Origin of the sequence: Acinetobacter piscicola (assembly GCF_015218165.1) — a bacterium.
Lineage (GTDB): Bacteria > Pseudomonadota > Gammaproteobacteria > Pseudomonadales > Moraxellaceae > Acinetobacter > Acinetobacter piscicola_A.
Genome location: NZ_CP048659.1, coordinates 1,359,996 through 1,372,691 on the forward strand (window position 1 = coordinate 1,359,996; position 12,696 = coordinate 1,372,691).

Consider the following 12,696-nt stretch of genomic DNA (forward strand, 5'->3'; position numbering starts at 1 on the left):
GTCATAAAAATTATGATGTTTGTACAAGGATTAAAAGGATATTGTCATGAAGACATTAGAGCAAGCGCATCAAGATTTTGATTATGAAGCATTGATTTCAAAAAGTTTAGTGGGTACACCACAAGCACTGAATGCGTACATAGAATGCTGTGAACGTTATGTTGGCTCAGATAAAGTTGCGCTGATTTGGCAAGCGAAAGATGGTAGATCTGAACAATGGACGTTTGAGCAACTTGCGGAAGCTTCAGGAAAATTAGCCAATTACTTTCAGCATGTGGGGATTCAAACTGGGGATTGTATTGCAGGTTTATTGCCGCGTACGCCTGAGTTATTAATCACTATTTTGGCAACATGGCGAATGGGGGCAATTTATCAGCCTTTATTTACTGCTTTTGAGTCGAAAGCGATAGAGCATCGCCTTGATACTGCCAATACTCAATTGGTTGTGACCAATTCAGAGCAACGAAGTAAATTAAATCATATTGAAGTTGCACAAATTTTAACGGTTTATACAGATCAACATGAGAAAAGAATTGACCCAGATTTTTGGCAAGAAGTGGGGCAACAAGATGCAGCATTTGAAGCTGTGCAACTTGGTTTTGATGATGATTTTTTAATGATGTTTACCTCAGGAACGACAGGTTTGGCAAAATCTGTTCCTGTTCCTTTAAAGGCAGTTTTGGCATTTAAAGAATATATGTTGCATGCAGTTGGATTAACTGAAGAAGATTCGTTTTGGAATTTAGCTGACCCTGGTTGGGCATATGGTTTGTATTATGGTATTACAGGTCCATTGGCATTAGGGCATAGCATCATTATGGATGAACGTGCATTTAGTGTAGATAATGCCTTAGAAATAATCAAAAAATACAAAGTCAGTAATTTAACAGGTTCACCAACCGCTTTTCGTATGTTCTTTGGCTTTAAAGAAAAATTTGATGCTTCAATTCAAACGCATTTGCGTGTGGTCAGTAGTGCAGGTGAACCCTTAACACCTGAAGTGATTCATTGGTTTAATCAAGATTTAAAGGTCAATATTTTTGATCAGTATGGGCAAACTGAATTGGGAATGGTGATTGGTAATCATCATGCTTTGCAGCATCCAATCAAGATCGGTTCAGCAGGTTTTGCAAATCCTGGGCATCGTTTTGCTGTACTCAATCAAAATCATGAAGAAGTCGAACGTGGTGGCATTGGAACATTGGCAATCGACTTTTCACAATCTCCTCTAACATGGTTTAAAGGTTATGGCGGTAATAACCGTAAATCATTTGTTGGGCATTATTATTTAACAGGCGATACGGTCAAACTCAATGAATTAGGTGGGATTGATTTTGTGGGTCGTGCTGATGATGTGATTACAACATCAGGCTATCGTGTAGGTCCTTTTGATGTTGAAAGTACACTTTTAGAATGTGTAGAAGTATTAGAGTCAGCAGTCATTGGTAAACCTGATGTAGAGCGTACTGAAATTGTCAAAGCCTTTGTGGTTTTAAAACCTCAAGTTGCGGCATCGGCTGCGTTAGCCATTCAATTACAAGATTATGTGCGTTCTCGTTTATCTAAGCATTCATATCCACGTGAGATCGAGTTTGTAGAGCGTTTACCAAAAACATCGAGTGGAAAAATTCAGCGTAATTTATTGAAACAACAAGAAATTGCAAAGTTACAGATGATGCAACAAGCCGTTTAAGTGTTTCAGAATTTCTCTAAGCACCCGAAATGGGTGCTTTGATTTCTGAATCTACCCTTTGATTCAAGTCGTAAAACGGTTTTTACAGGTTGACCATTTAATGCGGAAATTGCACACCACATTTGACACATTCAGCAATATGTAAATGTTGCATCTCATATTGAACGAAGTGATGTTTACAAAATAATTGTTTAAACGCTTTAAACATTTGCCATTTACTCCTTTTATAAAAAGATAAAAATGACCTAAATTCATTGAGCGAATGAAGCTGATTTGAATAAATTAGGCTGCTTAAGAAATTATTCTACATTATTTAAAAATATTGTCAAATTTCAATAATTTAAATTTAATTTAATGAGTGCTGAAAGTTAAATCTCCTAATCACAGTAGATCAACTATAATAATACCTCAACTGATCAAGATTCATCTGAAAAGGATATTCCAGTGGTAACAGAACTTGCGCTAGATTTGGAACTCAGTGATGCAGAAATGCATCTTTATTCACGTCAAATACTGCTTGATGGTTGGGATATTGAAGCGCAGGAAAAATTAAAACTTGCCAATGTGCTTATTGTGGGATGTGGCGGAATTGGTTGTACCACTGCTGAATTACTTGCACGTGCAGGTGTAGGGAAAATTACCCTGATTGATGCAGATACAATAGAAATGAGTAATTTACAACGACAAATTGCGTATAGTCAGCAAGATATTGGTTTTTATAAAGCCGAAATTTTGGCGAAACGACTGCAACAAATTAACCCTTTTATACAGGTTGAAAGTATTACAGAAAAACTCACATCAAAAAATGCTGAGCAACTCATTCATACTCAAGATTTAGTATTAGATGGTTGTGATAACTTTGAAACTCGCTATTTGGTGAATCAAATATGTACTCAGCATAATATTACTTTGATTAGTGCGTCTGCGATTGGTTTCCAAGGGCAATTGTTTATGGTGGCAGAGCATTCGGCATGTTATGAATGTCTATTTCCCAAAGAACAACATGCCAATGAAAGCTTACGTTGTGCTGATACAGGTGTTCTGGCAACGACACCGAATGTAATGGCAAGTTTGCAAGCACATCATGCACTTTTATATTTGGGTTTAAATCGGATGGCATTGAAACAAAAACTCTTACTTTGGGATGGCTTAACAATGAAACAACGAATTTTAAGCTTTGAAAAAGATCAAGATTGTGCAAACTGTCAGGCAAGCCATACTGCAAATGTCATTTAATTTGTTAAACTCAATCCCATTATTCTTATTCTTTGCTTGTACTTAGACATGATGAAAAACAAAATTTTCTTAGATGGACTGCGCTCCGTTGCCCGTGTCGGTGAAACGGCAGTGATTGCAGCAAAAGCGGGCATTAAATATGCCACTGAAAAACCAAGTCATGCAAAATTGATGCGAGAGACTTTCGAGTCTTTAGGCTCAACCTATATTAAACTCGGACAATTTGTTGCGAGTACACCTTCATTATTTCCACGTGAATATGTGGAAGAGTTTCAAGGCTGTCTAGATCAAACGCCTTATTTACCTTTTAGCTATGTGAAAACTGTGTTAGCTGAAGAGTTTGCGGGTCGTGATTTGACTGAGATTTTTGCTTCTATTGAAGAAAAGCCTTTAGCTTCAGCCTCTATTGCTCAAGTACACGCAGCAAAACTGGTCAGTGGCGAAGATGTTGTCATTAAAGTACAAAAACCAGGTGTAGAAACCATTCTTTATACCGATTTAAATGTACTGCATTGGGCAACGAAACTGCTTGAAAAAGCGGTGCCTAAAGTAAAATTTGCTTCATTGGCGGACATTGTGGATGAAATCAAAACACGTATGGTACGTGAGGTTGATTTTATTGAAGAGGCCAAAAACTTAGATGATTTTGTGAATTATTTAAATGTTTCACAAAATCAGGCCGCAACTGCACCAAAAGTTTATCACCAATATTCAACACGCCGTGTCTTAACCATGCAGCGTTTATATGGTGTGCCACTGACTGACTTTGAAGTTGTTAAAAAAGTGGCAAAAGACCCATCACAAGTATTAATTACCGCAATGAATACATGGTTTGGTAGTTTAATGATGTGTGAAAGTTTCCATGCCGATTTGCATGCAGGTAACCTGATGTTACTTGAAGATGGTCGTATAGGTTTTATTGATTTTGGCATTGTAGGTCAGTTAAACCCACAAGTATGGACAGCATGTATGGCATTTATGGATGCTTTACAACGTACTGACTATATTTTAATGGCTGAAAATATGCTGAAAATGGGCATGACAGATCAACAAATTGACACTAAAGTGCTTGCCGATGATTTGGAGCGTTTATTTAGTGGTGTATTATTGGCAGATCCGCAGCAAATCATGACCTCAAATCCGTCTGACCTCAATGACATTATGTTGGATATGGTGGCAGTCGGTGAGCGCCATGGCATTCGTTTCCCACGTGATTTTGCTTTATTATTTAAGCAAATGTTGTATTTTGATCGTTTTATGCGTGTTCTTGCGCCATATACTGATATTTATGCAGATCAACGTTTGCAAATGGTACAACATCTAGATCCTGCAACTTTATTGAAGCAGTGATTGAGTGTTCCTTCTTTTAAAATGGAAGTGATAAGGGAGTTTTTTATTAGAAAATTCCCTTAAATATCTCCTTTTTTAAAGGAGATATTTTTTAAAATTGAAATAGAGAATTTGAGTGTCATGGATGCAATTATTATTGAAGGTTTGAAAGTTGATACAGTTGTCGGCTGTTTTAATTGGGAGCGACAGATTATTCAACCTTTGATGCTAGATTTGACGATACATACATCTTTACAACAAGCAGCAGAGTCAGATGAGTTAGTGGATACGCTGAATTATGCAGAGATTTGTGAAATTTCAGCGCATGTTATTCAAGAGGCTGCCCCAAAATTAATCGAACATGCCGCAAAATTAGTGTTGAATGCACTTTTTACTACCTTTTCTGCAATCGAATCTATTATCATTGTGGTTCGTAAGCCTGCCATTATCCCGCAAGCAAATTCTGTAGGAATTCGTCTTGAACGCCACCGAAATGATTTTCGCCCTAGCACTCGCCAGTAATCATCAACCTAAGCACTATTTTCAAAATACTTTTGCTCAAATTTCAACTTTGGGCGAGGTGATCTTTTCCAATATTTACGTTATTCCTTGTCGTGATGGTGTTGGTGCAGAATATTGGAATGCAGCTTGTTTATTAAAAAGTACCTTATCTTTAGATGAAATACAGAAGATTTTAAAAAAAATGGAACAGGACTCAGGGCGAGTCAGACCTTCACACCAAATTTCTTTAGATATTGATTTGATTGCATGGGGCAAAGACTTAAGTGAAATGCAATTTAACCCCAAAAAATTACCGTTAGCTTTAGATGTAAAAATACCCATGCGCAATATTTGGGAAAATCCTATTTTTAATCATGCAATTCATCAATATCCGCAAGTGTATCTTCATTCTGAAGTTTGATTTTTTGTATATCTCGGTAAATCGCTATTCGCAATTGCTAGATTCACCATTTTATTAAGAAAAATTAAAATGTAATGTCCCGTTTTTAGCACAATTTTTTATTTTGGTATAACTAAATTATTGTTTGAATGATTTTTTTTGTTATTGTCTGATTTGTTTTTATACTTTATATCTTGAATAATTCGCGTGTAAATATATTTTTCATAGACCGCTTTTATAACTAGAGGAAGATGTTGGATGAAATCAGATCAGTAGCTTAAAGTTTATTGCTTTGAGATTGATTTGTAGATCTAACAAGATTCTTTAGAAAATTTTAAAAAATGCAAACATTGTCACAATTTTGGTGTTAAAATAGATGAAATTCACTATAACTAAGAAGCTTATGTTCAAGATTGCCGCATTATTTTTCATTACGACCATTTTTGCAGTCGGATATTGGACATATATCGATACAAATAAGCGTAAAGAGCAAAATATGCTTAAATTAATTCAAGAAGCCAATAAAACTATTTTAACGGTAGAAAATAATCCCCATAATAATATGCGTTAACAAAGTAATCTTCAAATTATGGTGTATGGTTGGCGATTTTTAAAAAATAAATAAACAATATGGTATAATTTGCCAACCGTATTTTAGATAAAGAACAGGCGAGCACTGAAGTGAGCTTGAAAATGGATAAAAGGCTGCATTTTTTGCAGCTTTTTTAGTTCAAAAAATCTTTATTATTTCTATCTTTTTGGTATGTAAATTGAATGTATTTCTTAGTTTTTTGAGAACATTTCGATTTATGCACAAAACCTTATCAACACATAGCTCAATTTTTATAGGGGCTCACCAATGACGACTCCAAATCCTTCTGCGGGTTTGCTTGAACGCTTATTCAAACTCAGTGAGAACAAAACTACGTTTAGAACTGAAATTCTTGCTGGTGTAACTACATTTTTGACCATGTGTTACATCATCATTGTGAATCCCTTAATTCTCTCTGAAACGGGGATGGACCATGGGGCTGTATTTGTCGCAACCTGCTTAGCTGCTGCAATTGGTTGTTTAGTGATGGGAATCGTGGCAAATTATCCTATCGCACTTGCACCCGGCATGGGGCTAAATGCGTACTTTACTTATTCAGTCTGTATCGGTATGGGCGTGCCTTGGCAAACAGCTTTAGCAGCAGTGTTTATGTCAGGTCTCATTTTTATTGCGATCAGCATGTTCAAAATTCGTGAAGCGATTGTCAATGCGATTCCGATGTCGTTGAAGTTTGCCATCGGTGGTGGGATTGGTTTGTTCCTTGCATTGGTTGCGCTCAAAAATGCAGGCATTATTGTTGATAATCAAGCGACGCTTGTAGGTTTGGGCGATTTAAAGCAACCGACTGTATTGTTGGCATTATTTGGCTTTTTCCTTGTCGTGATTATGCACCATTTTAAAGTACGCGGTGCGATCATCATCAGTATTTTAGTGATTACAGCATTATCTACGGTATTGGGTTATAACGAGTTTAAAGGTATAGTTGGTTCGATTCCATCGATTGCGCCAACGTTTATGCAAATGGATTTTGAAGGTCTGTTTACTGCGAGTTTGATTGGCGTCATTTTTGTATTTTTCTTGGTGGATCTATTTGACTCTACAGGGACGTTGGTTGGTGTTTCACATCGTGCTGGTTTACTCAAAGATGGTAAATTACCTCGTTTGAAAAAAGCCTTATTTGCCGATTCGACAGCTATTGTTGCGGGTGCTGCACTTGGTACTTCATCAACTACACCTTATATCGAATCTTCCGCAGGTGTGGCAGCAGGTGGACGTACAGGTTTAACGGCAGTTGTCGTAGGCTTGCTATTTATTGCCTGTTTATTCTTAGCACCTTTGGCACAGTCAGTTCCTGGTTTTGCCACTGCACCAGCATTGTTATTCGTTGGTGTGTTGATGATTCAAGGAATCACCAATATTGAATGGGATGACATTACTGAAGCTGTTCCTGCATTTTTAACTATTGTATTTATGCCATTTACCTATTCGATTGCAGATGGTATTGCGATGGGCTTTATTAGTTATGCATTGGTGAAATTATTCACAGGTAAAGCTGCAACTGTTCCATATATGGTATGGATTATTGCTGTACTTTGGGTGATTAAGTTCGTTGCATTTGGCGGCTAATTTTCGGTATTCAGAAAAGGGTGTAAACTCAGTTTGCACCCTTTTTTATTTTGAAATAAATGTAAATCTTATTGTGAAATTTGAGGATAAAACATGAATAGAAATGAACTCATACGTGCTTTGCCAAAGGCAGAATTACATGTGCATATTGAAGGAACGTTTGAGCCAGAACTCATGTTTGCGATTGCTCAGCGTAATCACATCGACATTCCTTATAAATCCGTTGAGGAAGTGAAACAAGCCTATAATTTTCATAATTTACAGTCTTTTCTAGATATTTATTATGCGGGTGCGGCTGTTCTGATTCATGAACAAGATTTTTATGATTTGGCTTGGGCATATTTTGAAAAATGTGCACAAGACAATGTTGTACATACAGAAATCTTCTTTGATCCACAGACTCATACTGATCGTGGTATAGCATTTGCAACCGTGATCAATGGTTTGCAACGTGCTTGTGATGATGCACGTGAAAAATTAAATATTAGTTCACATTTAATTATGTGTTTTTTACGACATTTAAGTGAAGAGGCGGCATTTGCAACTTTAGAACAAGCTATGCCTTATAAAGAGCAAATTATCGGTGTCGGGTTGGATTCAAGTGAAGTGGGGCATCCACCGTCTAAGTTTGAGCGTGTCTTTGCTAAAGCACGTGAAGCAGGCTTTTTGATTGTAGCCCATGCAGGTGAAGAAGGTCCTGCGGATTATGTGTGGCAAGCTTTGGATTTACTCAAAGTGAATCGCATCGATCACGGTGTACGTTCTGAAGAAGATCCTCAGCTTATGCAACGCCTCATTGCAGAAAAAATGCCTTTGACTGTTTGCCCACTGAGTAATTTAAAGTTATGTGTTGTGAATGATATGGCACAGCATAATATTCAGCGTTTATTACAGCAGGGCGTGCATGTGACGGTCAATTCAGATGATCCATCTTATTTTGGTGGGTATATGAATGATAATTTCTTTGCGATTGCAGATGCGCTAGATTTAAGTCATACAGAGCTGAAACAGCTTGCACAAAATTCTTTTGCAGCATCATTTATTTCTGATGCAGAAAAGCAAAAATGGAACAATCAAATCGATGCATTGGTATAAAACTCGGTTTATCCTAAGCATTAACAAGAAAGCAGTGTATTTACACTGCTTTTTTATGAGGAATTGAATGTGAAAATTTTTACCGCTTTAACATTATTAATGATTGTACCAATTACGGTGGGATGTGCCGATTCGGATTCTAAATCAGTGACACAAAAAATGTTAAAGCCATTAATTGAGCAACAATGTGCAACTGAACTCAAAAACTCAAAAGTTTGGCAGACATCATCATTATTTTGGAGCACGACACAACAAAGCAATGCGCAGCATAAAATTTGTGGCTGTGTCAGCGAAAATGCTTTAAATAATGTGGGCACTAAGGAGTTATGGGTTGCTTCAGTGAATGAATCTGCAAAAAATAAATTGATTGAAAAAGCAGTGGTGAATAGTTTGAAAGGATGTGCTGCTGAGATTTTTAAATAATAATTGTAGATGTAACTGTATAATTTCATTATTTTTTGCACTAAAAAGCACATCTAATGATGTGCTTTGATGTTTTAAACAAATTGTGCTTTATCTAGCTTAGTCACTTTGACGTGTCATACTGCGTAATACATTATCTTTATCAATAAAATGATGTTTTAACGCTGCGGCAATATGCCCAACTAAGAGTAAACCCGCTGCCCATGAAAGATAAATATGCAATGGTTTTACAATGTCCATTAAGTCGGGGTTGTCCTGAACTAATCTTGGGATTTCAAATAAATATAAAACAGGCACAGGATGTCCTGCGCTCCAACTAAATAAACAACCTGTAATAGGAAGAGCCAACAACATAAAATAAAGAGCCAAATGCCCTAAATGTGCGAATGTTTTCATTGCAGGTGACATGGTATTGGGTAGTGCAGGTGCAGGGTGCGTATAACGCCAAAAGATACGAATAACCACTAAGAAAAGAATCGTTGACGCAATATTTTTATGTAAAGTAATCACATCCCCTTTAAAGCTACCATCAGTTTCATAGCTTAAAAAATTACCACTATAAAAACCAATGAACCAAGCACTAATGAAAATAATTGCCATAATCCAATGTAGGCATTGGGCTGTTCTTGTGTAATATTTTGATTGTTGTGGCATTGAACCATGTTCCATAGATCTATTTAGAAGCATCATATTTATTTTTCAATACAAGATCACTATTAAAAATTCAACGAATTGTTTTGTATTTGCAACGCTCAGCTAAAGTGAATATAAAATGCTTGAAAATAGTACAAATTTTAGCAAATTACATTTTTATAGAAAATTACAGGTTTAAACTCTATAGCACTTTCGGCACAATACGCACACTGAATTTTCATAACAAGGAAAATATTGTGAAAAAATTAATTGCAGTGCTTGCGCCAATCGCGCTTATATTGACAGCTTGCGCATCGACTTCAGGTACAACTGGTACTTCTACAGCTGCGTCAACGACGCAACAACTTGGCACAGCAGCATTAAAAATTGCAATTAATGCAAAATGTACAACAGAACTGAATAATTTACCTGCATGGCAAACTGCAACCAAATTAATGACTATTGAGCAAAAAAACAATGTTCAAGGTGAAATTTGTGGTTGTGTAAGCGACAAAGCACCACAAAGCGTAACGGCGGTAGATTTAGCAACGGCTGCAATTGATCCAAATGCCCGTGCAACGATTGTATCAAATGCAGTGACCAAAACCATCAATGCATGTGTGGCAGAAGCTGTAAAATAATTTGTGTTATAATGCGCAGAGGCTGACAGGTTCAGCCTCTTTTTTTATGGGTGAAAAGCAGATGTTAATTGCGGGTGTTGATGAAGCGGGCAGAGGGCCTTTAGTCGGGGCTGTTGTGGCTGCGGCTGTGATTTTAGATCCAAACAATCCAATAGAAGGTTTGAATGATTCTAAAAAACTCACTGAAAAAAAACGTGAAAAGTTATTTAAAGAAATCCAAGAAAAAGCGTTAGCTTGGGCAATTGCAGAAGCATCACATACCGAGATTGACGAACTCAATATTTTACAAGCATCTTTATTGGCAATGCGTCGTGCAGTAGAGGCATTAGCACTTGTACCTGAGCATGTTCGTGTGGATGGCAATAAAGTCCCCCAAGGATTGCAGATGAGTTGCGATGCTGTAGTCGGTGGGGATGCACTGCACCCAGAAATCAGTGCAGCAAGTATTTTAGCTAAAGTGACGCGTGATCGTGAAATGGTTGAACTTGATGCTATTTATCCACAATACGGATTTGCCAAACATAAAGGTTATCCAACCAAAGCACATTTTGCAGCCATTGAAGCGCACGGTGTCATTGACCAGCATCGCCGAAGCTATGCTCCTGTCAAAAAAGCATTAAAATTATTTGAATAGTCTTCTAAATAAGTTGTATTTTGCTGTGCATAGATAAATTTAAAGCGGCCTCTTGAGCCGCTTTATACTTTCCCAACTAACAATAACTTAACGGTTAAAGTTATCATTATTTTGGGCATAATTATCTTCTTCAAATGAAGGTTGATAATCTTGATCAATGTGTTGCAAATGTTCGTGCATCGCACGTTCATGTTGAATGCGTTGATAAATTTCTTCACGATGGACAGAAACTTCTTTCGGTGCATTTACCCCAATACGAACTTGATTACCTTTGACACCAAGCACAGTAACACTGACTTGATCACCAATCATTAATGTTTCTCCGACACGACGGGTCAGAATCAGCATGTTTATCTCCTTGCAAAACGCTAAACCTGCAATGAATTTCTTTAGTTTAGAAAGCAACCTCGAAAACAGAGAGCATTTTAACAGAATAATGTGATCAAGTTTTCACTTTAAATCACTCTGGCGAAATTTTTTACAACCTCAGCACTTAATATAACAGAGCCACTATAAAAAACTATAGTGGCTCTATCATTTTCTAGGTCAAAATTGCCAATAATAGGTTAATTTTGATTAAATTTTAAGCGCGCGTGCTAGATTCGCCATGTTCACGATCTAAGCCAAATGCTGTATGTAATGTACGAACAGCAAGTTCTAAATAATTTTCTTCAATAATCACTGAAATTTTAATTTCAGAAGTTGAAATCATTAAGATATTAATGCCTTCATCTGCAAGCGCAGTAAACATTTTACTCGCAACACCTGCATGTGAGCGCATACCTACACCAACGATTGACACTTTTACGATGTCATCACGCGTTGCGACTTCACGTGCGTTAATTGCTTTTGCAGTATCTTCTAAAATTGTTTTGGCTTTTTTAAGTTCGCCACGGTTTACTGTAAATGTAAAGTCCGTTGTACCATCTTCTTCAACGTTTTGGATAATCATATCCACTTCAACATTTGCAGCACCAATCGGTGACAAAATTTTAGAGGCGATACCTGGTTCATCAGGCACACCTAAAATGGTTAATTTTGCTTCGTCACGGTTAAATGCGATACCTGAAATAATAGGATTTTCCATGTTGTCTTCCGCTTCAGTGGTGATTAGTGTTCCAACGTTCTTTTTAAAATCTTCGTCGAATGCGCCATCATCGTCATTATCAAAACTTGATAATACGCGTAAAGGCACTTGGTATTTTCCTGCAAATTCAACAGAACGAATTTGCAAAACTTTAGAACCAAGTGATGCCATTTCAAGCATTTCTTCAAATGAAATGCGATCAACTTTTTTGGCTTTTGGTGCGACACGTGGGTCAGTGGTATAAACACCATCTACATCTGTATAAATTTGGCATTCATCTGCTTTTAATGCAGCAGCAAGTGCAACACCTGAAGTGTCTGAACCACCACGACCTAATGTTGTGGTATTGCCTTCAGCATCAAAGCCTTGGAAACCTGCAACAACAATTACACGTCCTGCATCGAGATGCCCCGTCATGACATCCGTATCAATTGAGTCGATACGTGCTTTGGTGAATGCACTGTCAGTTTTAATACCAACTTGGCGACCCGTAAGTGATTTTGCTTCAACTCCAATGGAGTTAAGAGCCATAGACAACATTGCAATCGTTACCTGTTCACCTGTAGACACCATTTGGTCTAATTCACGTGGATCAGGGGTTTCGGTAATGGCTTTCGCTAAAGCCAATAAGCGGTTGGTTTCACCACTCATTGCTGATACAACCACAACCACCTTGTGGCCATGATCATGCCAACGCTTTACACGACGAGCAACATTTAAAATGCGCTCTGGAGTACCCATTGAAGTACCGCCATATTTTTGAACGATTAGTGCCATAACTATCCTTACCAAGTAAATAAGTCAAAAGACTTAACACTTACACATATTTGGAGTCTGAAAAAATA

The 12,696-nt window shown here is 37.3% G+C and carries 14 protein-coding genes; 11 read left to right on the top strand and 3 right to left on the bottom strand.

The window, feature by feature from the left end:
- Positions 1–46 precede the first annotated feature (46 nt).
- The 9 genes from G0028_RS06565 (at position 47) to G0028_RS06605 (ending at position 8,856) form a co-directional block, all read left to right on the top strand.
- Entirely contained in the window at positions 47–1,693 is a 1,647-nt protein-coding gene (locus G0028_RS06565; protein ID WP_180044766.1) for an AMP-binding protein, read from the top strand.
- Positions 1,694–2,182: 489 nt separating this feature from the next.
- A complete protein-coding gene (locus G0028_RS06570; protein ID WP_180044917.1) occupies positions 2,183–2,929 on the top strand; it encodes a HesA/MoeB/ThiF family protein in 747 nt (248 codons plus the stop codon).
- Between the two features lie 51 nt (positions 2,930–2,980).
- Positions 2,981–4,279, top strand: coding sequence for an ABC1 kinase family protein (locus G0028_RS06575; RefSeq protein WP_130073041.1), 1,299 nt, complete (start codon positions 2,981–2,983; stop codon positions 4,277–4,279).
- A 120-nt stretch (positions 4,280–4,399) separates the two neighbouring features.
- The gene (gene folB / locus G0028_RS06580; protein WP_130072778.1) at positions 4,400–4,780 is read left to right on the top strand and encodes a dihydroneopterin aldolase; all 381 of its coding nucleotides are present in this window, start codon (positions 4,400–4,402) and stop codon (positions 4,778–4,780) included.
- The gene (locus tag G0028_RS06585; RefSeq protein ID WP_130072777.1) at positions 4,737–5,180 is read left to right on the top strand and encodes a 2-amino-4-hydroxy-6-hydroxymethyldihydropteridine diphosphokinase; all 444 of its coding nucleotides are present in this window, start codon (positions 4,737–4,739) and stop codon (positions 5,178–5,180) included. The genes folB and G0028_RS06585 overlap by 44 nt, the downstream gene beginning before the upstream one ends.
- Positions 5,181–5,562: 382 nt before the next feature.
- Positions 5,563–5,730 (top strand): hypothetical protein, encoded by a 168-nt coding sequence (locus G0028_RS06590; RefSeq protein ID WP_165353033.1) that lies wholly within the window; start codon positions 5,563–5,565, stop codon positions 5,728–5,730.
- 288 nt (positions 5,731–6,018) lie between these two features.
- Positions 6,019–7,338 (top strand): NCS2 family permease, encoded by a 1,320-nt coding sequence (locus G0028_RS06595; protein ID WP_130072776.1) that lies wholly within the window; start codon positions 6,019–6,021, stop codon positions 7,336–7,338.
- A gap of 93 nt (positions 7,339–7,431) precedes the next feature.
- Positions 7,432–8,433 carry an adenosine deaminase gene (locus tag G0028_RS06600; protein ID WP_174492970.1) on the top strand — a complete coding sequence of 334 codons (1,002 nt, stop codon included), beginning with the start codon at positions 7,432–7,434 and terminating at the stop codon, positions 8,431–8,433.
- Between the two features lie 69 nt (positions 8,434–8,502).
- A complete protein-coding gene (locus G0028_RS06605; protein WP_180044765.1) occupies positions 8,503–8,856 on the top strand; it encodes a hypothetical protein in 354 nt (117 codons plus the stop codon).
- Between the two features lie 99 nt (positions 8,857–8,955).
- Here the strand turns inward: G0028_RS06605 and G0028_RS06610 are convergent, their stop codons facing one another.
- On the bottom strand, positions 8,956–9,510 hold the full coding sequence (locus G0028_RS06610; RefSeq protein ID WP_130072773.1) for a cytochrome b: 555 nt from the start codon (positions 9,508–9,510) through the stop codon (positions 8,956–8,958).
- A 236-nt stretch (positions 9,511–9,746) separates the two neighbouring features.
- On the opposite strand from G0028_RS06610, the gene G0028_RS06615 reads away from it, so the two are divergent.
- A complete protein-coding gene (locus G0028_RS06615; RefSeq protein ID WP_180044764.1) occupies positions 9,747–10,130 on the top strand; it encodes a hypothetical protein in 384 nt (127 codons plus the stop codon).
- A 46-nt stretch (positions 10,131–10,176) separates the two neighbouring features.
- Positions 10,177–10,764: a ribonuclease HII gene (gene rnhB / locus G0028_RS06620; RefSeq protein ID WP_257222153.1), complete on the top strand. Its 588-nt coding sequence runs from the start codon at positions 10,177–10,179 to the stop codon at positions 10,762–10,764.
- Between the two features lie 87 nt (positions 10,765–10,851).
- Here the strand turns inward: rnhB and csrA are convergent, their stop codons facing one another.
- Both csrA and G0028_RS06630 read right to left on the bottom strand, forming a co-directional pair.
- Entirely contained in the window at positions 10,852–11,112 is a 261-nt protein-coding gene (csrA, locus tag G0028_RS06625; protein WP_130072770.1) for a carbon storage regulator CsrA, read from the bottom strand.
- Positions 11,113–11,347: 235 nt separating this feature from the next.
- Positions 11,348–12,628, bottom strand: a complete 1,281-nt coding sequence (locus G0028_RS06630; protein ID WP_130072769.1) for an aspartate kinase — start codon at positions 12,626–12,628, stop codon at positions 11,348–11,350.
- Positions 12,629–12,696 lie beyond the last annotated feature (68 nt).

Bases quoted from the DNA above. Each gene is read 5' to 3' on its own strand.
- G0028_RS06565 (WP_180044766.1), top strand. From the start codon at position 47: ATGAAGACATTAGAGCAAGCGCATCAAGATTTTGATTATGAAGCATTG.
- G0028_RS06570 (WP_180044917.1), top strand. From the start codon at position 2,183: ATGCATCTTTATTCACGTCAAATACTGCTTGATGGTTGGGATATTGAA.
- G0028_RS06575 (WP_130073041.1), top strand. From the start codon at position 2,981: ATGAAAAACAAAATTTTCTTAGATGGACTGCGCTCCGTTGCCCGTGTC.
- folB (WP_130072778.1), top strand. From the start codon at position 4,400: ATGGATGCAATTATTATTGAAGGTTTGAAAGTTGATACAGTTGTCGGC.
- G0028_RS06590 (WP_165353033.1), top strand. From the start codon at position 5,563: ATGTTCAAGATTGCCGCATTATTTTTCATTACGACCATTTTTGCAGTC.
- G0028_RS06595 (WP_130072776.1), top strand. From the start codon at position 6,019: ATGACGACTCCAAATCCTTCTGCGGGTTTGCTTGAACGCTTATTCAAA.
- G0028_RS06600 (WP_174492970.1), top strand. From the start codon at position 7,432: ATGAATAGAAATGAACTCATACGTGCTTTGCCAAAGGCAGAATTACAT.
- G0028_RS06610 (WP_130072773.1), bottom strand. From the start codon at position 9,510: ATGCCACAACAATCAAAATATTACACAAGAACAGCCCAATGCCTACAT.
- rnhB (WP_257222153.1), top strand. From the start codon at position 10,177: ATGGGTGAAAAGCAGATGTTAATTGCGGGTGTTGATGAAGCGGGCAGA.
- csrA (WP_130072770.1), bottom strand. From the start codon at position 11,112: ATGCTGATTCTGACCCGTCGTGTCGGAGAAACATTAATGATTGGTGAT.
- G0028_RS06630 (WP_130072769.1), bottom strand. From the start codon at position 12,628: ATGGCACTAATCGTTCAAAAATATGGCGGTACTTCAATGGGTACTCCA.